General features: G+C 57.3%; 18 protein-coding genes. 12 read left to right on the top strand and 6 right to left on the bottom strand.

Going from position 1 to position 20584, the window contains the following annotated elements:
• Window positions 1-162: 162 nt before the first annotated feature.
• On the bottom strand, window positions 163-963 hold the full coding sequence (locus tag ACN080_RS03620; protein ID WP_419099094.1) for a FadR/GntR family transcriptional regulator: 801 nt from the start codon (window positions 961-963) through the stop codon (window positions 163-165).
• A 296-nt stretch (window positions 964-1259) separates the two neighbouring features.
• Between ACN080_RS03620 and ACN080_RS03615 the strand changes: the two genes are divergently transcribed.
• The 7 genes from ACN080_RS03615 (at window position 1260) to ACN080_RS03585 (ending at window position 9504) form a co-directional block, all read left to right on the top strand.
• A complete protein-coding gene (locus ACN080_RS03615) occupies window positions 1260-2861 on the top strand; it encodes an ABC transporter substrate-binding protein (RefSeq protein WP_419099093.1) in 1602 nt (533 codons plus the stop codon).
• A 189-nt stretch (window positions 2862-3050) separates the two neighbouring features.
• The gene (locus ACN080_RS03610; RefSeq protein WP_419099092.1) at window positions 3051-4004 is read left to right on the top strand and encodes an ABC transporter permease; all 954 of its coding nucleotides are present in this window, start codon (window positions 3051-3053) and stop codon (window positions 4002-4004) included.
• A 2-nt stretch (window positions 4005-4006) separates the two neighbouring features.
• The gene (locus tag ACN080_RS03605; RefSeq protein WP_419099091.1) at window positions 4007-5986 is read left to right on the top strand and encodes a dipeptide/oligopeptide/nickel ABC transporter permease/ATP-binding protein; all 1980 of its coding nucleotides are present in this window, start codon (window positions 4007-4009) and stop codon (window positions 5984-5986) included.
• Window positions 5983-6849: an ATP-binding cassette domain-containing protein gene (locus ACN080_RS03600; RefSeq protein ID WP_419099090.1), complete on the top strand. Its 867-nt coding sequence runs from the start codon at window positions 5983-5985 to the stop codon at window positions 6847-6849. Before ACN080_RS03605 ends, ACN080_RS03600 begins: the two co-directional genes overlap by 4 nt.
• Window positions 6850-6901: 52 nt before the next feature.
• The gene (locus tag ACN080_RS03595; protein ID WP_419099089.1) at window positions 6902-7822 is read left to right on the top strand and encodes a dihydrodipicolinate synthase family protein; all 921 of its coding nucleotides are present in this window, start codon (window positions 6902-6904) and stop codon (window positions 7820-7822) included.
• A 33-nt stretch (window positions 7823-7855) separates the two neighbouring features.
• Entirely contained in the window at window positions 7856-8809 is a 954-nt protein-coding gene (locus ACN080_RS03590) for an ROK family protein (protein WP_419110885.1), read from the top strand.
• Window positions 8810-8817: 8 nt separating this feature from the next.
• Window positions 8818-9504 carry an N-acetylmannosamine-6-phosphate 2-epimerase gene (locus ACN080_RS03585; RefSeq protein WP_419104212.1) on the top strand — a complete coding sequence of 229 codons (687 nt, stop codon included), beginning with the start codon at window positions 8818-8820 and terminating at the stop codon, window positions 9502-9504.
• 42 nt (window positions 9505-9546) lie between these two features.
• Here ACN080_RS03585 and nagB read toward each other — a convergent pair whose 3' ends face one another.
• Entirely contained in the window at window positions 9547-10356 is an 810-nt protein-coding gene (gene nagB / locus ACN080_RS03580) for a glucosamine-6-phosphate deaminase (RefSeq protein ID WP_419099086.1), read from the bottom strand.
• A gap of 437 nt (window positions 10357-10793) precedes the next feature.
• Window positions 10794-12503 carry a long-chain-fatty-acid--CoA ligase gene (locus tag ACN080_RS03575; protein ID WP_419111678.1) on the bottom strand — a complete coding sequence of 570 codons (1710 nt, stop codon included), beginning with the start codon at window positions 12501-12503 and terminating at the stop codon, window positions 10794-10796.
• 47 nt (window positions 12504-12550) lie between these two features.
• Between ACN080_RS03575 and ACN080_RS03570 the strand changes: the two genes are divergently transcribed.
• From ACN080_RS03570 to ACN080_RS03550, 5 genes are all read left to right on the top strand, one after another.
• Window positions 12551-12700, top strand: a complete 150-nt coding sequence (locus ACN080_RS03570) for a hypothetical protein (RefSeq protein ID WP_419099084.1) — start codon at window positions 12551-12553, stop codon at window positions 12698-12700.
• A gap of 135 nt (window positions 12701-12835) precedes the next feature.
• Window positions 12836-13672: a hypothetical protein gene (locus ACN080_RS03565; RefSeq protein WP_419113073.1), complete on the top strand. Its 837-nt coding sequence runs from the start codon at window positions 12836-12838 to the stop codon at window positions 13670-13672.
• A gap of 182 nt (window positions 13673-13854) precedes the next feature.
• Window positions 13855-14568 (top strand): LuxR C-terminal-related transcriptional regulator, encoded by a 714-nt coding sequence (locus ACN080_RS03560; protein ID WP_419099082.1) that lies wholly within the window; start codon window positions 13855-13857, stop codon window positions 14566-14568.
• A 28-nt stretch (window positions 14569-14596) separates the two neighbouring features.
• Window positions 14597-15949, top strand: a complete 1353-nt coding sequence (locus ACN080_RS03555; protein WP_419099081.1) for a sensor histidine kinase — start codon at window positions 14597-14599, stop codon at window positions 15947-15949.
• Window positions 15939-16955: a hypothetical protein gene (locus tag ACN080_RS03550; protein ID WP_419111681.1), complete on the top strand. Its 1017-nt coding sequence runs from the start codon at window positions 15939-15941 to the stop codon at window positions 16953-16955. Before ACN080_RS03555 ends, ACN080_RS03550 begins: the two co-directional genes overlap by 11 nt.
• A 477-nt stretch (window positions 16956-17432) precedes the next feature.
• Here the strand turns inward: ACN080_RS03550 and ACN080_RS03545 are convergent, their stop codons facing one another.
• The 3 genes from ACN080_RS03545 to ACN080_RS03535 all read right to left on the bottom strand — a co-directional run.
• Window positions 17433-18893 carry a dihydrolipoamide acetyltransferase family protein gene (locus ACN080_RS03545; RefSeq protein WP_419099079.1) on the bottom strand — a complete coding sequence of 487 codons (1461 nt, stop codon included), beginning with the start codon at window positions 18891-18893 and terminating at the stop codon, window positions 17433-17435.
• 21 nt (window positions 18894-18914) lie between these two features.
• Window positions 18915-19904 carry an alpha-ketoacid dehydrogenase subunit beta gene (locus tag ACN080_RS03540; RefSeq protein WP_419113072.1) on the bottom strand — a complete coding sequence of 330 codons (990 nt, stop codon included), beginning with the start codon at window positions 19902-19904 and terminating at the stop codon, window positions 18915-18917.
• Between the two features lie 4 nt (window positions 19905-19908).
• A partial coding sequence (locus ACN080_RS03535; RefSeq protein WP_419113071.1) for a thiamine pyrophosphate-dependent dehydrogenase E1 component subunit alpha occupies window positions 19909-20584 on the bottom strand: 676 nt, incomplete at its 5' end.

Here is a 20584-nt window from a genome sequence, read left to right as displayed (position 1 = left end):
TGTTGGCTGATGTGGTTTCGGACGCTGGTTTCAGCGACTCTTCTATTAGAACACTCCACAATGGTCAGGCTAGAAATCAGCCCAAAATTGGGTCATATTTCACCTATCTGTAAGCAACAAAAAGTTACACCGTAACAGTGCGTCATAAAAGGTATATAGGAGTTAGCCTTCTGCCAACCAGTTGGCCTGCCAAGAGGTCAGTCTCTCGCGGATACCCACAAAGTGCTCTCTCATCAGTTCGGTTGCCGCATCGGCGTCTCGGTCCCTAATAGCTTCATAGAGCCGCAGGTGGGCTTCCAGCAGGGTGCAGGTCTGTGCTTCATCCAGTGGGGCAACGGTATCGAGTAGGCCGGCAATGTTGTTGTAAACCTGCCAGAAGATATCCAGTAGTTTGGACAGCAATTCGTTACCCAAGGGCGCAAAGATAGCAGCATGGAAAGACTGATCTGATTCTGCCAGCCAGACCCCGTTGTGGACGCTTTCTTCCATTGCGTCATAGGACTGTTTGACACGTTGGAGCTGTTCTTCGGTCATCACCGGAATAACGGCGCGTAACAATCCAACTTCAAGAGCCTCCCGGACCTCCACCAGTTCCAGAGCCTCTTGGCCACCGTGGTAGAGCGCTAAACAGCCTCGAAAGCTCAGGCCTCGCGCCATAGAAATAAGGACCTGACCACCGACAAAGGTTCCAAAGCCGTGGCGAACCTCCACAATCCCCAGCGCTTCTAGAACCTTAAGAGCTTCACGAATGGAGTTTCGCCCCACACCTAGTTCATCGATCAGTTCCTGTTCGCTGGGCAGGGGGTCCCCCTGGCCTAACTGCCGCTTAAAAATTAGCGAAATTATCTCATTCTGGAGCTGCTGTTGGCGTTTCTGCGCGGCGCTGCGGTGCACCCCCTCAGGGTGGAGAAAACCAAGGTCAGGGACGTATGGGGCGGGAGGAAGAGAGTCGTGGCTGTTCATAACGTGCTCTTTTCAGTGTGTTGATATTGAGGGCACCCAAAACACTATCCGGCAGGACTACTTCCACACTACTTCCACCGGATCCTTCTACTACTGTAGGAGCCCTTGCCACCCAGGGACAGTTTCCATCCGCAAGGTAAGAGGGTGGCGTCATATTTTGATGACTTTTCCTGCCCAGCTTGACCGATTTGGATACCCATCACTACCATACAAGATATAGGTAGGACATCCTACCTCTACCTTATTTTTATCACCCCCTCCCTACCAGGAGCGCAGCCCGAAGGAGTGCGACATAGATGTCACAGCTCACCCAGGTAAAAGAATTTGATACCTCCCGCCGTAGCTTTTTCAAAATCGCCGGTGGAATCAGCGCAGCAACAGCTTTCGCCGCATCCATTGCCGCATGCGGTGGCTCATCTAGCCAATCATCCGGCTCAGCCGCTGGCAAAGAAAACAAAGACGGCTCCATCACCGCAGCAATTGCCTACGATGTGTCCACCACCTTCGATCCCTCTCAGGCATCGGGTGCGGCTCCCTTCGCAGCCAACCTGCACATCTTCGAAGGCCTCTACGGTCTGGACCCGGCAACCCGTGAACGCTACAACGCACTAGCAACCGGTGACCCCGAAGTTGTTGACGAAACCACCTATCGCGTCAGCCTCCGAGAGGGTGCTACCTTCCACGACGGTGCAGCAGTTACTGCCAAGGATGTCGTTGAAACCTTTAAGCTCTACACCTCCGAGGAATCTCTCTTTAGCCAGTTCCTCTACTTCATCGACGGGGTAACCGCAGTCGATGACAGCACCGTAGAGTTCAAGCTCAACCAGGCTTTCCCCCTCTTTGCTGACCGTATCTCCCTGGTTAACATCATGCCGGCCAGCGCTAGTGCCGACCTTGAAGCATTCGGTGCTAAGCCCATTGGCTCAGGCCCCTACAAGTTTGTCTCAGCTACCAAGGGTGACCACATTGCCTTTGAACGCTACGACGACTACAACGGCCCCCGTCCTGCCCTGGCTAAGACCATGAAGTGGCTCATTCTTTCTGAATCTTCAGCCCGCGTCACCGCCATGAGCTCACAGCGAGTTCAGGCTATCGAGTCAGTGCCCTACGACAATATCCCGGTCCTGGAAAAGACCAACGGCGTTACCGTGGAGTCAGTTCAGTCCTTCGGTCTGCTCTTCATGATGTTCAACTGCCAGAAGGCTCCCTTCGACAAGAAGGAAGTCCGCCAGGCACTCTTCTACGCAATCGACATGGACAAGGTCATCTCCACCGGTCTGCTAGGCAACGCCACCGCAGCCACCTCCTTCCTGCAGAAGGAGCACCCCGACTATGTTGAGGCTTCCACCGTCTACACCTATGACAAGGCCAAGGCCCAGCAGCTCCTTAAGGATGCAGGTGTGGATAAGCTCTCCATCACCCTGCGCACCACCGACCACGACTGGGTCAAGCAGTGCGCCCAGCTGGTTCAGGAATCCCTCAAAGATGCCGGTATTGAGGTTGCCCTAGAAGACTCACAGTCTTCCTCCCTCTACTCCGACTTTGTCGATAGCGGCGACTTCGATGTGGTCCTGGCCCCCGGCGATCCCTCAGTCTTCGGCAATGACCCCGACCTACTTCTGTCCTGGTGGTACCGCGGTGCTACCTGGCCTGAGAAGCGCTTCCGCTGGTCCTCCACCCCTGAATACGCCGCCCTGCAGAGCGCAATGTCTGCCGCGGTCACATCAGAGAAGCCCGACTGGAAGGCCTGCCTGGACATCGTGGCAGAGAATGTACCCCTCTACCCCCTCTTCCACCGCAAGCTGCCCACCGCGTGGGCTACCGACAGCCTGGTTGACTTCAAGCCGCTCCCCACGACCGGCCTGTCATTCCTGAATGTCGGCACCACCCAGGCTTAGCCTGGGATCCGTGAGCGGGCTCCCCCTCCACACATGATTTGAACCGCTCACAGTAATCGCTCATTGAGCACCTGGTTGCCTGCCCGCCCGGCCCCTAGGCCGGTAGCGGGCAGGCTCAGCCAGCCCTGGCGCCTCACCGTGCGCTAGCCACACCCACCTCGTTCTTTCTCTTGCAGGGAGTGACTCTCCGTGTCAAACTTTCTTAGGCTCCTCGGCAGACGCCTGGTAGCCCTGCCCATCATGATTTTGGGCGTTACCCTTCTTGTCTTCATCATTCTCCAGTTCACTCCTGGTGACCCCGCCACTATTGCCCTGGGCGAAGGCGCATCGGAAGAAGCTAAAGAAGCCTACCGAGACTCGCACGGTCTCAATGACCCGCTCTATGTCCAGTACTTTGCCTTCCTGGCACGGCTAGCTCACTTTGATTTGGGTATGACTACCCCACCCGCTCAGCCTGTTATTGACCAGATTAAGGTCGCTTTCCCCACAACCTTGCAGTTGACCTTCCTGGGGGTTGTCATCGCTGCTGTGGCTTCCTTAGTCCTTGGCGTTGTTGCCGCCCTTTACCGCGATCGCTGGCCCGATCAGCTGATCCGTGTGCTGTCCATGGCCTCCATCGCCACTCCTTCCTTCTGGCTGGGTATCCTCATGATTCAGTACTTTGCTCTGGGCCTGGGCTGGTTCCCCACAGGTGGTTCCGCACCGGCAGGTAGCGGATTTGGCACCTGGCTTTTGCACATGTTCCTTCCGGCAGTGGCTCTTGCTGTGCCCGTCAGCGCATCGCTGACCCGAACCGTTCGTACCTCCATGGTGGAAGAACTCGACAAGGACTACGTGCGCACCGCTATCGGTAACGGTGTCCCCCGCAAGGAAGTTATTACCAAGAACGTACTCCGTAACGCCCTCATCACCCCGGTCACCGTGCTGGGCCTGCGCATTGGCTACCTCCTGGGCGGCGCGGTCGTCATCGAGATGATCTTCTCCCTCAATGGCATGGGCAACCTCATCTTTATCGGTATCACCGGTAACGACATCAACCTTGTCCAGGGCGTTGTACTAACCATCGCCATCACCTTTGTTCTGGTCAACATTGTCGTTGACCTGCTCTACCTGCTCATCAACCCACGAATCAGGAGCGTCTAATCATGCGTAGCGGACTCGCAGAACGCCTCTCAGCACCGGGCATCCGATTCAAGGCGCTCCCCGCTAGCTCAAAGCTAGCTCTCACATTCATCGCCCTTATTGCCCTGGTTGCGCTCTTGGCACCCTGGCTAGCTCCTCACGATCCGCTAGCCTCCACCGGCGCACCGATTGGTGCACCCAACTCTGAGTACCTCTTTGGTACCGACCGTCAGGGCCGCGATATTCTCTCCCGCCTCATGTACGGTGCCCGCGCTTCCCTGCAGGTAGGCCTCGGCGCTGTTGCCCTGGCACTGATTATGGGTGGAATCCTGGGCTCACTTGCAGCAACCAGCTCTAAATTTGTTGCAGAAGTCATCATGCGCATCATGGATGTGCTCATGGCCTTCCCCGGTATCGCTCTGGCCGCTGTCTTGCTGGCCTCCCTGGGCAACTCTGTTGGGACTATTATCTTCGCTATTGCGGTGGTCTACACCCCGCAGCTAGCCCGCGTTGTCCGCGCCCAGGTGCTGGCAGCCTGGGACGAGGACTACGTCCGTGCAGAGCGCGTTATGGGTGCCCCCCGCTTCTACATCCTGCTCAAGCACGTGGTACGCAACACCATCGCCCCGGTGCTGGTTTTTGCAACCGTTATGGTGGCCGACGCTATTATCTTGGAGGCCTCGCTGTCCTTCCTCTCCGCCGGTGTACGCCCCCCAGAGCCTTCCTGGGGTAACGTCATCGCAGACGGTCGCGCTATCGTACTAGCAGGCGGCTGGTGGGCCACCACCTTCGCAGGTGGCGTTATCTTGCTCACCGTGCTGGCACTTAACGTGCTCTCTGAGGGCATGACCGATGCCATGGTGAACCCCAAACTCCGCCGTAAGGTCAAGATCGAAGAAAATAATGAACAGCCAACCGCCCAGGCTCTAGCGGCATCTGCGGCCCTAACCGTACGTGACCGCAAGGCTAGCGCTGAGCTTGAAACTGTTCTGCAAAAACTCAAAATGACTGAAAGCCGCAGAGAAGACCGCCTCATGGCAGATCCTTCAGCTCGAGTCATACTTGAGGTCAAAGACCTTTCTATCTATTTCCCTGAGCGGTTTGGCGACACCCCCGTGGTTGACCGCGTTTCCTTCACCGTCACCGAAGGCCAAACTATGGGCTTGGTCGGTGAATCAGGTTCCGGTAAGTCCATCACCTCACTGGCTATCATCGGCTTACTTGACCGTAAGGCCAAGATCACCGGCTCCGTCCTCTTTGAAGGTCAGGAACTGGTCGGTGCCAGCGAAGCCGAGTTCCAGAAGCTCCGCGGTGCCGTGATTTCCATGGTCTACCAGGACGCCCTGAGCTCTCTGAACCCCTCCATGCTGATCAAGGACCAGATGGAGCAGCTCACCCGCCGTGGCGGCCGCAAGAGCCCCGAAGAACTCCTCCGCCTGGTCAAACTTGACCCGGAGCGTACTCTAGCCTCCTACCCGCATGAGCTATCTGGTGGTCAGCGTCAGCGTGTTCTCATCGCCATGGCACTCTCCCGCTCCCCCAAGCTGGTTATTGCCGATGAGCCCACCACCGCACTCGATGTAACCGTGCAGGCAGAAGTAATCGACCTGCTCAATGAGCTGCGTGAGCAGCTGGGCTTCGCCATGATCTTCGTGTCCCACGACCTGGCCTTGGTAGCCCAGGTAGCCCATCGTATCTCGGTTATGTACGCGGGCCAGATTGTAGAAGCCGGCGCAACCAGCCAGCTCTTGACCAACCCCCAGCATGAATACACTCGCGGCCTTCTGGGAGCAGTGCTTTCTATCGAGTCCGGGGCAGAACGGCTCTACCAGATTCCCGGTACCGTGCCCTCACCCTCAGATTTCTCAGCAGGGGACCGCTTTGCACCCCGTTCACTTCGACCCGATGCCGACCCCGAGCAGAAGCTGGTCTTCACGCCTGTTGAAGGCGACAGCGACCACCTCTGGGCATCCCACCTCACCACCGCACAGGAGACAGCATGAGCAACCCAGCTGTAACCCCCGCAGACAAGAGCCTGCTCAATACCACCGGCCGGGCTGCAGTGAGCCGTGTCAATGAGCCCATCATTGAGCTCAAGGACGTCCAGGTTCACTACCGAGCCCGTAGTGGCGGTATTCTCAAGCCCACTATCGTCAAGGCTGTTGACGGGGTAAACCTCACGGTTCGCCGCGGTGAAACCATCGGCCTGGTCGGTGAGTCTGGGTGTGGTAAATCCACCCTGGCCTCTGTGATTGTGGGCCTGCAAAAGCCCACCGGCGGTGACGTCCTCTTCAAGGGTAAGAGCGTGCTCAAGCGCAATGCTGCCCTGCGTAAAGAGTTCGGTTCCGATGTCTCGATCGTCTTCCAGGACCCGGCCACTGCGCTCAACCCCCGTATGACCATCCAGGACATCCTCAAGGATCCCCTTGATGTGCACGGCATTGGCGATAAGTCAGGCCGTGACCGCCGAGTGCGTGAGCTCCTGGCGCTGGTGGGTCTACCCGTTTCCGCCGCCGATGCTCTGCCCTCCCAGATTTCTGGTGGTCAGCGTCAGCGCGTAGCAATTGCCCGCGCCCTGGCTCTGGAACCCAAGATTATTGTGGCCGATGAGCCCACCAGTGCGCTGGATGTGTCGGTGCGTGCCCAGGTGCTCAACCTGCTCTCAGACCTTAAAGAAGAGCTCTTCTTGGGTATGGTCTTCATCTCCCACGATATCCAGACCGTTCGCTACGTCTCAGACCGTATCTGCGTCATGAACAAGGGCAACATCGTCGAAGAGGGGACCGCCGAACAGGTCTTTGATACCCCCAGCCAGGATTACACCCGCACCCTCTTAGGGGCTGCACCCACTCTGCTCCACGTCTAAAAGAGACAGCGGCTTTCAACTCAATAATTTAATATTCCAGGAGAAGAATCACATGAGCTCCCCGCTTTTTTCCGGCCTTATCCCGCCACTTCTAACTCCCCGTTCCGCCGACGGCACCCTCGATTTGGGCTCCCTGGAGCGACTGATTAACCACCTGATCGAAGGCGGTTCACACGGTATTTTTGCCCTGGGTTCATCCTCTGAGGTGCTTTACCTAACCAATGCTGAGCGAGAAAAAGTGCTCCGCACCTGTGTAGAGACCATTGCAGGGCGAGTCCCTCTCATTGTCGGAGTTAACGACATGACCACAGCCCGTGTTATTGACGAAGCCCAGCGCCTGCTTGCTATTGGTGGCGACGCGATTGTGGTCACCAGCCAGTTCTACGCTGTAGATAATACCTTTGAAGAAGACCGACACTTCCGCGCTATCGCTGATGCTGTAGATGTACCGGTCTTCGCCTACGACGTTCCGGTACGCACCAAGCAGAAGCTCCCCCTGGGCTTGCTGGTTCAGCTGGCCAAGGACGGCGTAATTGCCGGTGTTAAAGACTCATCCGGTGATGACGTTGCTTTCCGCCAGCTCGCGCTTGCAACCGCTGATATTGAGGGCTTCGCCGCCTTTACAGGTCATGAGGTGGTCTGCGACGGTGCTCTGCTCTCAGGTGCGGCAGGCCTCGTACCGGGCCTAGGCAATGTTGACCCTGCAGGCTACCGTCGTCTCTTTGATGCGGCTCAGGCCGGGGATTGGGAGAGCGCCCGCAAGGAGCAGGACCGCCTAGCCAAGCTCTTTGACATTGTTTTCGTTCAGACCCCCAGCGTCTCAGGCGGAGCGGCTGGCCTGGGTGCTTTCAAGACCGCACTACAGATCATGGGAGTCATTGAATCAAACACAATGTCTCAGCCCATGGAGACACTAGGGTCCGAAGAGGCAGAGCGGATTCGCGCTATCCTTGCCTCAACGGGGCTCCTCTAGGCCGGGTTTAGCACACCCACTGAAGGGACAAGGATGAGTAACCCCCAACACGTCGCCCTGGTCGCTGACCTAGGAGGCACCAAAACCGCGCTTGGCATTGTCAGTTGCACAGGCCAGGTTCTCCACCGTGACCAGATACCCACTTTGGCTCAGGCTGGTGGTACTGAGCTGGCCCGGCACACGGCCGAGGCGCTCAAAAAGCTGGGTGCTACTGCCCGTGAGCTAGGCTATGAGCCCCTTGGGGTGGGTATTGGATCTGCTGGCGTCATTGGCTCCGAGGGGCAGGTCATCACGGCTGCCAACCTGATTAAGGGCTGGAGCGGCACTCCCCTAGCTTCTATTCTCAGTGATGTGACGGGTCTGCCTGCCTACGCGGTGAACGATGTCCACGCTCATGCCCTGGGTGAGGCCTGGCTCGGTGCTTCCGCCGATGCTGAAAGCAGTCTCATGGTAGCTTTTGGCACAGGTGTGGGTGGCTCCTATATTGTGGGGGGCCAACAACTTCACGGAGCGCATTCCCTTGCGGGACATGTGGGGCACTTCTCATCCCCCTGTGCTCTAGATATTGCCTGCACCTGCGGAGGAGTGGGGCATGTGGAGGCTGTCGCCTCAGGCACCGGCATCGTCAATAGCTATCGCAGGCTGGGCGGACCTACTGAGGTTGAGAGCCTGGTTGAGGTAAAAGAACTTGCTACTACCGGAGATACTCATGCCCAAGAAGCTATTGCGCTAGGTGCGCGGGCAGCGGGCATCGCACTCGGTGACCTGGCAACTATCCTGGACCCCCACCTGATTCTTGTCTCCGGGGGTGTGACTAACCTGGGCGATCTCTGGTGGCAGGGCATGGTGCAGGCCTACCAGCAGGCAGCACTTGGACAGGCTACCGAAACCCGCATTATCTCAGCTTCACTAGGTTCAGATGCCCCGCTTCTGGGGGCGGCAAGCCTGATCCCGGATTTCATTGTCAGAGACTCATCAGGAGGTTAGGATTCACCGTGTTTACAGCTCAAGAACTGATTGATTCGCTTGCAGGCCAGCTCATTGTCTCCTGCCAGGCTTACCCCGGTGAGCCTATGCGCGACCCCCGAACAACCGGGCAGGTAGCGGCTTCTGCGGTGATGGGAGGCGCGGCCGCTGTCCGTGTACAGGGGTTGGCTGATATTCAGTTCACCCGCACCAGCGTTGAGGTCCCGGTCATTGGCCTGTGGAAAGACGGGCATGAGGGTATTTTCATTACCCCCACCTTGCACCATGCCCTGGCAGTAGCCCAGGCGGGTGCCCATGTGGTCGCGCTTGATGGCACTAGGCGTGACCGGCCCGACGGGCTCAGCCTCAAAGAGGTAATTGACGGGGTACACGGGTCGAGCCCATCACTGGTCATGGCAGACTGTGATTCTCTCGAAGCAGCTGTTGCGGCGGCGGAAGCCGGAGCTGATTTTATCGGGACCACCCTGGCAGGCTACACCGATGCCCGCCCCAAGACCGCTGGCCCCGACCTTGAGCTCCTGGAAGCTATTGCCGCACAGGATCTTGGGCTACCGCTTATTGCCGAGGGCCGGATCCATAGCCCGGCTCAGGCTCGGCAGGCTCTGGAGGCTGGTGCCCACGCTGTTGTGGTAGGCACAGCTATTACGCACCCTATTTCTATTACCGGATGGTTTAAGGACGCCCTCCAAGCATAAAAATAGGTGGGGCTACTTTCGAGTAACCCCACCTATTTTTATTTATCCAAGAAATATAGCTGGCTTTTGGAAGTCGGGGATATTTTCTTGCGCAAAACGATAATATTCTGCATTTTTTAATTGGCTGGCTGCGGCCTCATCGACCACGACGGTGACATCTGGGTGCATCTGGAGTATTGACCCCGGGCAGAAGGTGGTGATGGGGCCTTCTGCCATGCCCGCGATTGCGCTTGCCTTGTTGGCTCCGTCTGCGACCAGGACAATCTTGCGGGCTTCCATGATGGTGCCAATCCCCTGGGTTAGGCAGTGTACTGGCACCTGGCTTGCATCGCCGTCGAAGAAGCGGGCGTTATCAGCCACAGTCTTAGGTGCTAGAGTCTTGATGCGGGTGCGTGATACGAGCGAGGAACCGGGCTCATTGAAAGCTATATGCCCATTGGCGCCTATACCAAGTATCTGCACGTCAACTCCACCTGCGGTCTTGATTTTCTCTTCGTACCGAGCGCATTCAGCATTGATATCCCGAGCCATGCCATCGAGGACATGCACCTTCTGGGAGTCGAGCCCGATTCGCCCAACAATTTGCTGGTTGACGACGCTTCGGTAGGACTCGGGGTGAGAGGGGTCTAGGCCAACGTACTCATCGAGGGCAAAAGCGCTGACAGAGCTAACGTCTAGGCCTGCTTCTACGCGTTCTGCGAGATAGCGGTAGGTAGCCTCTGGGGATGATCCCGTGGCAACTCCCCAGACCGTTGGGCGGCCCTGGCGGTTATTGCGTTCCGTCACCATAGCGATTAAAGACGCCGCGTAGGCACCGGCTTGATCCTTTGAATCACAGATAATTATTTCCATATTAATATCTTACGAAAAATATATCTAGAAGCGGCAGAGGGCGCGTTTATGACACCCCGTGAGGCAAATTTGAAAATTCGCAAGGAATATTTTTAATAATTATTATTCCCCGAGGTTCAGGTCAGAAAAGTAGATAGGGTTTTACTCATCAGGGTAGATAAAGCTGGCTCACCGCGAAGTTGCTGGCTTGGGGTTGGTGTTGGGGGCTGTCTCTCCTTGCCCCTGCCCTGTAGGTGGTGTGGTTGTCTGCTGGCTTGGGGTTGGTGTTGGGGGCTGTCTCTCCTTGCCCCTGCCCTGTAGGTGGTGTGGTCGTCTGCTGGCTCGGGGCTGGCGTTTCAGGGTGCAGACGACCACACCGCCTAAGGACACAGAGGGACACACCGCCTAAGGACGCAGAGGGACACACCGCCTAGGGGGACAGCTACCGCAAACCCTGCTTAACGCTGAGCTAGCTCTTCCCTCACCTTGCGGCGCAGGGCCTTGCCCAGCATGGAGCGGGGCAGTTCATCAACCTCGTAGTAGTTTTTAGGAACCTTGTAACGGGTCAGTCGCGTGTAGCAGTGCTCTTTAAGTTCTGCGGGGTCTAGCGCATATCCTTGGGCCGGGACGATAGCGGCGGTGACAGTTTCGCCTCCGCTAGCATCGGGCATACCCACGACAGCGCAGTCTGCTACGGAGTCGTGTTGTTTAAGGACGTTTTCAATTTCGGAGGGGGAGACGTTGAAGCCACCAGTGATGATGACTTCTTTAATCCGGTCGACGATTTCTATGAAGGAGTCTTTATCGAGACGGACAATATCACCCGTTCGTAGCCAACCTCCCTCCAGCAAGGTATTGCGGGTATCTTCTGCGCGTTTCCAGTAGCCTTTCATCACCTGGGGTCCGCGCACCAATAGTTCACCTTCCTGCCCTTGTTCGAGGTCTTGGAGGGTTTCGGGGTCAACAACGCGGATGTCGGTGGAGGGGAAGGGGATACCAATGGAGCCCGCGCGGCGGGTGGAGTTGAGGGGGTTGCAGGACACCAGGGGTGAACATTCTGAGAGCCCGTAGCCTTCCACAAGCATGCCTCCGGTTGCTTCTTCCCATTCGGTGACCAGTTCGGTGGGTAGGTGCATGGCACCTGAGACTGACCAGCGGATTCCCTGGAGCGAGACTTTGCGCTGTTTTGCTTCGTCGAGCATGCGGCGGTAGATAGGTGGGACGGCAGGCAGGATGGTTGGTGGGGTTTTTTTCATGGCTCGGAAGATGAGGTCCATGTCCACGGTGGGGAAGAGTACCAGTCGTGCTTTGCAGACAGCGGAGATGGTCTGCCCCAGTGTCATGCCGTAGGCGTGGAAGAGCGGGAGCACGGCGTAGATGACTTCGTTACTTCCGGGTTGAATCCATTCTTCGCCCATTCTGCCGTTTGATTCGAGGTTGCGGTGGGTGAGCATGACGCCCTTGGGGAGCCCTGTTGTCCCGGAGGTGTATTGGAGGAGGGCGAGGTCTTGGGCGGTGGGGCGGTGGTGGTCGGCAGCTAGGGGTTGGTTCTTCATGAGCTGGCGCCAGGGTGTGGCGCCGCGTGCGGTTCCTTCGAGCTTTTCGCGTGAGGTTTTCATCTTGCCTATGGGGAGTTTGAGTGCTGCTCGCATGGCAAGTGGCATCTCTTCGATCATGTTGACGGCGTAGATGGTACGGGGGCGGATGTCTGCGGGGAGGGAGCTTATTTTATCTGCGATTTTGTCCCAGACGATGGCGGCTTTTGCTCCGTGGTCTTCAAACATGTGGCGGAGTTCTGCCTCGGTGTAGAGGGGGTTGTGCTCAACGACGATAGCGCCTAATCGGAGAATGGCGTAGAAGGCAACGATGTGCTGGGGGCAGTTGGGGAGGGCGATGGCTACGCGGTCCCCGTGCTGGATACCCGCTTTGCGGAGCCCTTCAGCTACCCGGAGGATCTGGTCACCGAGCTGGGCATAGGTGGTGGTGGAGCCGAAAAATTCGAGGGCAATTTTCTGGGGGGAGGTGCGAACAGCCTCTGCCATGAGGTGGCTCAGTGAGGTTTCAGGCAGCTTCACATCGCGGTGTGTTTCGGGCCGGTAGTTCTTCTGCCAGGGGCGGTGAGCCAGGGGGAAGGTGTCGGTCGTATCGTTATTTTCGGCTACATGCATACACAAGATTGTGCCACAGGGGTGCTTGAGCTGACATACTAAGGGGTATGGCGCAACGTGGAAACAAAGACATCACGACCGAAGAATTTCGGGAGTTGATGAAAGAAATTAACAAACGCATGATACTTGTGGGGCTTGGAGCTATTGCTCTTGGCCTGGTCATTATCGGGTTGATGTACCTTTTGGGTGGCAACTAGGTGGGAGCCCGCAGGGACCGTAAGAGTGTCTTTGAGCAGATGACAGCAGGTATGGGTTACCGCCCGGATCAGGAGCGCGTCGAGGTTCTGAGTCTGGTCTAAGTACCCCCTTTTTTTTTGATAGGTTTACAGGCAATGAGCAGTACAGATCATCGGCAGAGCGGCCAGGAAGATTTTGAGGATTGGGACGCGGTTTTTGAGGACTCAGAATCAACACGCTTGCTCTCTCCCTCGCAGCACCACTACACCGACCGGCTTGAAGAAGATACCAGGCCGCTTGAAACTAGTACCTACCAGCAGGAGATCCTTTCAGCGACCCGGTCGGGGCAGGCTCCTTACCCTGTGGGCCGGCAACAGGCGCACCCTGCTACCGCTCAACTCCCCCTACCCCATCAGCAAACAGAGGCCGGTTGGGACCATGAGGTTGCTCCCCTACCGTCTGCTCGTGTAGCTGTCTACCGCAGGATTCAGTTCCTACCGGCTATGAGCGGTAGCCTCGTGGCTTATGCTCTGAGCACCGGGCTATTTGCCTTGGTAAGAACCGTCTTCACTGCTGTTGGTATCTCGACCTATAGCAGTCTGACGGGAGGCGCTCTGGCCGTTTCTGTTGCTTCCAGTCAGGGCCAGGCTATTCCTTGGGTAGTTGCAAGTGCTCTTATATGGCTGTTGAGCTTCGGCTGGGCAGGATATGTTGCCACCCGCATGGCTGCGGTAGCACCTATCAGGCAGGCCCTGGGGGTTCTTGCTGTCAGCTTCCTTGCGACTCTCCTTGCAACCCTGGTGACATGGGCTTCCGCTTGGCTCCCGTCACCTCTTACGCCCAGCTTTGCCTTTCAGCGGCTTCTGGCCCCCGATCTGGCCCTTGGGGCTCTAACAGCGCTAGCCGCAGGGCTACTCGCCGCTATCGGCTCAATGCTGGGCGCGGCTCTGGGAATGAGGTATCGTCGAGCCCTGACAAGTATAAATTCCTAAAATAGCATCAACTTAGGAAGGCTCTAAGTCACCTTAAAAGCCAGGGGTTAAGAGGGCTTAAACCGGGCTTTAGCTGTAAAATATGTTCGTAATGTAAACAGTCTGCTCATCGCACCCATGCAACCACCGAGCAGCCACCGTCTCAGGTGAGGGTTGCACAGCATACAAGGTAAGTAAGAATTATGAGCGTAGTACGTGTAGGCATTGTCGATGACCATGAGGTAGTCCGCGAAGGTATGCGGGCAGTCGCTGCCGGCGCTAGCGAAATTGAGCTGGTAGCGGCTGCTCCCACCGCAGCTGACCTGCTGGTAGCCTTGGGGCGCAACCTCAATGACCCTTCTCATGCTGATTTGGGAAAGCTGAAGCGTGACTGCGATGTTGTGCTTCTGGACCTCTCACTTCAGGATAAGTCTCGCCCGTCAGAGAATGTTGATATCCTGCAACGGGCAGGCATTAAGGTTCTTATCTTCAGCATCGGAGAAAACCCCGGCCTGATTCGCGAAGCCCTGAAAGCTGGCGCGCTGGGCCTGGTTCGCAAGTCTGAGCCTCTTGAACATGCCCTGGCCGAGGCCAAGAATATCGCAGACGGTAAAGCCGTTGTTACCAAGGAACTTGCCGCCGCTATTGACGGTGACCAGGAGTTCTCTCGCGCTAATCTCTCCCCCCGAGAGCAGGAAACCCTGCGTCTTTATGCCTCCGGCTTTGCACAGGTTCAGGTAGCCCGCCGTATGGGCATTAAGCAGTCTGCGGTTAAAACAAATATTGACCGTATCCGCGAAAAGTACGCTCGTGTTGGTCGCCCGGCCCCCACCAAGATTGACCTGCGTATCCGCGCTATTGAGGATGGCCTGGTAGATACCATGGAAGACACCTCCACCGCAGACCGTCACCTGTAATTCGCTCACCCCTGTACCCCTAAGGATTGTGCACCTGTCTACTGTTACCGGAGGCGCCTCTAAGGACCTGGCCCAGGCTCTCCAACCCTCAAGAGTCAATCGACTCCGCGCTTTCTCGCTGAAGTCGCTCAACCTCACTAGCGGCCAACAGCCACTGATGGGGCCGAGCTCCTTTGGTCTCTATTGCACCCTAGAAATTGTCTACTCCCTCATCGCGGTCGGCCTGCTCCTGCAATCTTTGGCCAATATTTCCGAGAACCGGGGCGGGGACTCTCTCTGGTACCTGGCCATTATCCCTGTGATAGTCACCCATGCCTCTTTGCTCATGTTCAACGGTGTGCGTAAAGAGGTTTCGGCCAGGACAGTTAATTTCATGCTTGTCATTGCCTACGGCACCTATATAGTGTGGCCTTTGAGTATCGGTGCCCAGCATTCGGCTATCCCCTGGTCCTGGCTTTTTGGTATCTACGCCATGCTGGTTCCGGTCTTTGAGGAAGAATCACGGGACGGTATTACCCACAGCATTGCTTTACCCGCACTACTGATTATCAGCTCGGTGGCTTCCCATCTTCTGACCGGAGTCCCCTTGAATCCCACCGAGCTGATGATCCGAGCTTGCTATTTGTGTTTTACCTGCGTTCTGCTAGCAGGTCTTGCGCGGTTTGCGCTCAAAGCCGTTAGGGAGTCTGATAGGACCTACTACGAGACGCTCTCAGCCCAGCTTCTACTCAACCGTTCACGCGACTATTCCCAAGAGCTACAGAACTTTGACAAGCTGGTGCACGATAATGTGATGGCCGCCTTGCTCGATGCCAGCCGCAACCCCGGGGAACTCCCCCAGCGCACCCGCCTGCTGGCACGCCGAGCTATTGATGTTCTTGAAGAGGAAAGCCTCAAGTCTCAGCCCCAGCGCCCCATTACCTTCCAGGCTCTGACCGAACAGATCGCTGAAGGCGTTGAGCCCTGGAACCAGCGCCTACGCTTTATCTCAGACTCCATGGAGAAGTACCCCCTAGCGAGCCCCGACTCTACGCTGCCCTATACGGCGGCACGCGCTTTTACCCATGCGGTCACCGAAGCTGTTTCGAACTCCGCCCGGCACTCGGGAACCCGCACCACACAGATTTCCATTCGTACCGAGCTGCGCAGACCCTACAACTCGACCCGGTCCGATGAGGAACGCCCCTATGTGCTCTGCACTATCTCGGATAGAGGCCAGGGTTTCTCCATGAAAGATATTGATTTCCGTCGCCTGGGTGTGCGTGTTTCTATGATCCGCAGCATGGAAGAAGTAGGTGGCAAGGTCACCATCACTTCTGCCCCTGAAAAGGGAACAACTGTCATTGTCCAGTGGCCCCATGAGGACCCCGATGCTGGTTAAGTACTATCGTTCCCGTCAGCTCACTCTGCTTCTGAGCGCTGTCACTCTCCTGGTTCTGGGCTCCTTCTTCTTCTGGTACTCCCAGTACACCACCACCCGCGCTCCTCACTGGGCTACCATCATCAGTCTCTACGCTATTGCCACGCTCCCGGTCTTCTTGCCCACTCAGCGGCTGGCTCTACCCGATGCGATGCTTCCCCTTATTACTATTTTGGGGCTACACAGCGTGGATATAACCTTGAGCGCTATGAGCCATTCAGTCACCTTCTCTAGCCTCTCCTGGCCGCTTATGGCCTATACTCTGCTGGCTATGGGTCTTGTTTCCCGCAGGCACACTTTCTACGGCTGGCTCTTCTTTGCAAGTTTTGTATTACTGGTGCTGAGCTGGCACAGCAACTACTTCTTAAGCCGGATCAATCTTTCTACCGAGTTCTATATCCCTTTCCTGCTCATGGTAGTCTGCACCATCGTGCCTCAGCAGATTGAGCAGGCCGTCTCTAAGACCCGGCAGGCTCGCAGTATGCGCATCATTGCCGATGCGGGCCGTACCGAAGAAGCAGATATGAGCGCTATTGCAACCCAGCGTGTGCAGGAAGTGCGCACTCTGACTGAAGACATGCTTCACCGTATTGCCTACAACGAATCACCCGTGACCCGTGACGAAATGGACGAGTTTCGGTTTACCGAAGCTCAGCTGCGTGACACTATCCGCGGTCGCTACATCGTCAATAAGGAAATTCTTCATGCGGCCTGGCTTGCCCGCCAGCGCGGTGTCAAGGTAGATATTCTCGACGAGCGAGGAAGCGCTCTACCTGCCCGGCTCTCGATGATTCTGACCCAGTGCGCGGTCGACCTGTTCGATAAGGCCTCGGGCGGGACTATTACGGTTCGTGCTTTCCCTGCTGACGACCAGATAGCTGTCATGCTGGTGCACGATGGTAACTCAGAGGATGAGGAGCCCAGCGCAATCGAAATTTCTCAGACTGGCCTGGTTGAAAGGTTCTAAGAACCCCAGCCTACTCGGGGACACTCCCCCCGGCTTTTGTAGGCACCTTTGCCTTATTCAAAGAATTTTCTGAGAGCAAGCGTAGACCTATATGAGGACATACAAGCTGAGGTTACCCAGACTAAGATTTTAAGTAACTTGATAGCTGTTCAACGATGAGTCGGGGGACTCAGCTTTCTGGTGACGTTGGGGGACTGATCCAGAAAATGTAGAATAGCCAGTCAAGGGCATAAGGTAACCTACGGGGCCTGAACTTGTCCGGACCGGTGTGTCCGGGGATTCGGATTTCTTGGGGGAGATAATTCGAATTCTGCTCCAGGTTTCGTACCTTGGCGTTGTGAGGCCTTCACCTGTTTCGGGTGGGGGCCTCGCCTCTTTAATCCTTTCGGGAGCAAGAGGTATCAACCCGCCTGCAAACAGGCTCAGCCCGCGCATGCTGCCAGCTGAGCCTTTGAGTGTCTTTGGCAGATTTCTACCCTACATATCGAGGAGGAGGGCTGGTTCTTCGAGGATAGAGGCAACATCGGCCAGGAACTTAGCCGAAAGGTCACCATCCAGCACACGGTGGTCGAAAGAGCCACCCAGGGTGGTGACCCAGCGCGGGATAACTTCCCCGTCCACGACCCAGGGCTTCTGCTTGATCGTGCCGAAAGCCACGATAGCGGCCTCACCGGGGTTCAGAATAGGCGTTCCGGTGTCGATGCCCAGGGAACCGATATTAGTGATAGTCAGGGTGCCTTCCTGCATCTCAGCAGGCTGGGTCTTACCCTCGCGGGCCCGGGCACTCAGGTCATTCAGCGCTACAGCCAGCTGACGCAGGTTCATGCTCTGGGCGTCCTTGATGTTCGGTACCATCAGGCCGCGAGGGGTAGCCGCCGCGATGCCCAGGTTCATGTAGTGCTTAATCTGAATCTCTGAGTCGGTCCAGGTGGCGTTGACCTGCGGGGTGCGCGAGGCCGCCCAGATAACGGCCTTAGCAAGAATCAGCAAGGGGGTTACCTTAACACCCTCAAACTGGGGTGACTTCTTGAGGCGCTTGACGAACTCCATGGTGCGGGTAGCATCCACGTCCACAAAGATAGAAACGTGCGGGGCCTTGAAGGCGGAATCCACCATAGCCTTGGCCGTAGCCTTACGAACGCCCTTGACCCGGATACGCTCGATGCGGTCACCACCGGCCCCGGCGGGAATCCAGAAGCTGGTGGGGTCGGCGTTATCGGTAAAGTCAGCGGTTTCTGCCAGGCTCAGGTGGGCCGCAAAGTTGAGCAGGTCACGCTTAGTCACCTGTCCCCTGTCGCCGGTGGGGGTCACCTGTGCCAGGTCAATGCCCATTTCCTGGGCAGCCTTACGCACCGGAGGTTTGGCAAGAGCCTGGCGGCGGGGAACCTCAGAGTGTTCAGCCCCGGGCAAGTGTTCTGCTGTGCCCAGACGGCGCAAGACTCCCCCCATGCCGCTCTCTTCAAAGAACTTGCCTGCGCGAGCAGGCAGGGAAGTCAGCAGGGGCTTGCGCTGTTCAGCAAGCTGTGCTGCAGCAGCCAGGGGCGCCGGAGGCGGGGCAAGAGGAGCTGGCGAAGGCGCATTCTTCTTGCGTGTACGGCGCTTAACGGGATCAGCCTTAGGGCCTGAACCCACCAGCGCGGCACCGGCACCGGGGTCCTTCTCAGCCTTAGCCTCAGGAGCGGATACCGCCTGGGCGGAGCCCTCAGCGCTAATAGCGATAATGGGGGTGCCGACCTCCACGCTCTGCCCCTCGGCAACCAGAAGGTCCTGCACCCTGCCATCGTAGGGCGAGGGAAGCTCTACCACGGACTTAGCCGTTTCAATCTCAACGATAATGTCGTTGAGCTTAACAAGATCACCGGGAGCTACTTTCCAGCTCAGGATTTCTGCTTCGGTGAGCCCTTCGCCCACATCAGGAAGGTTAAAAATCTGTGACATGGTATGTGCCTTTCGTGGGGGCTAGTAGGCCAAAGAACGGTCGACGGCTTCGAGCATACGGTCGATGCCGGGCACGTAATCTTCTTCTACCTTAGAGACTGGGTAGGGCATGTGGTAGCCGCCCACGCGGATAACGGGTGCTTCAAGGTGGTAGAAACAGCGTTCGGTGATTGCCGCAGAAATATCGGAGCCCAGGCCACCAAAGGTCGGTGCCTCGTGGGCTACTACCAGGCGGCCGGTCTTCTGCACAGAGGCCTCAATGGTCGGGACATCCAGCGGGGACAGCGAGCGCAGATCCAGCACCTCAATATCGTGTCCGTCTTCGGCGGCAGCTTCTGCTGCGGCCAGGGCAACGGGCACAAGTGGCCCGTAGGTGGCGATGGTCAGTTCGGAGCCTTCCCTGACGACCTGCGCGGTAAAGGGGTCAAAGTTGGCGTCAGCAAAATTGACTTCGCCCTTCATCCAATAGCGGCGTTTGGGTTCAAAGAAAATGACTGGGTCGGGGTGGGCGATTGCTGTGCGGAGCATCCAGTAGGCATCGTGCGGGTTAGATGGGGTGATGACGCGCAAGCCCGGGGTGTGGGTGAACAGGGCTTCGGGTGATTCTGAGTGATGCTCGATGGAGCCAATCATGCCGCCGTAGGGGATACGCACGGTCACGGGCACCTGGTACTGGCCGTGGGTTCGCCCGTGCATCTTGGAGAGCTGGGAGGTGATCTGGTTAAAACCGGGAAAGACAAAGCCGTCGAACTGAATTTCGGGGACGGGCCGGTAGCCGCGCAGGGCCATGCCGATGGAGGTGCCGATAATACCGGCTTCACCCAGGGGTGAGTCCATCACACGGGCAGGGCCGAAGGTCTCTTGTAGCCCCTCGGTTACGCGGTAGACGCCGCCCAGTTTTCCGATGTCTTCGCCCAGGGCTAGCACCTTGCGGTTGCTGGTCATCTCGTCGTGGAGGGCCCGGGTAATAGCCTTGGCCAGGGTGAGGGTTTCTCTTATCTGCTCGGTCATGTCTTTATTCCTCTTCGAACCCTTCGGTGTAGGCGCGGTGGAAGGCTAGGTCGTCCTCTACCTGCTGGTGGGGTTCGGTGTAGGCCCGGCTGAGGTAGGTTTCAAAGTCTGCTGGCTGGCTAGCAAGCACAAAGTCACGTACACCCCTGACCTGGGAGTCAGCAAAGTCAGTGACCGCAGTGAAGAAGGTGTCGTCCGCGTACCCGGCTGAGCGCAGGTATTTTTCGAGTCGGGTCATAGGGTCAAGCTGAGCGAAGGCGGCCTCGTCCTCGGCGGCGCGGTACTTGGTGGGGTCATCGGCGGTGGTGTGGGGGCCCAGGCGGTAGGTTTCAGCCTCAATCAGCACGGGGCCTTGTCCCGCCCTAATTTTTTGCATAGCGTAGCGGGTTGCGGCATAGACGGCGAGCACATCGTTACCGTCTACCCGGATACCTTCAAAGCCGTAGCCGGCGGCCCGGGTTGAAATGGGCACGCGGGATTGGACGCTAAAGGGTACGGAGATAGCCCACTGGTTGTTCTGCACAAAGAAAAGGACCGGGGCGTTGTAGCTGGCCGCAAAAATCATGGATTCGTGGACGTCGCCCTCGGTGCTGGAACCGTCACCAAAGTAGACAACAACCGCAGGTTTCTCGGGGTCGGTAGCCGGGTCGGTGGCTTGCCCCTGTCCGGTCTGGTACTGC

The organism is Rothia sp. CCM 9416, assembly GCF_048513535.1.
Classification (GTDB): Bacteria; Actinomycetota; Actinomycetes; order Actinomycetales; family Micrococcaceae; genus Rothia.
This window is presented reverse-complemented; position numbering and strand designations above follow the sequence as displayed.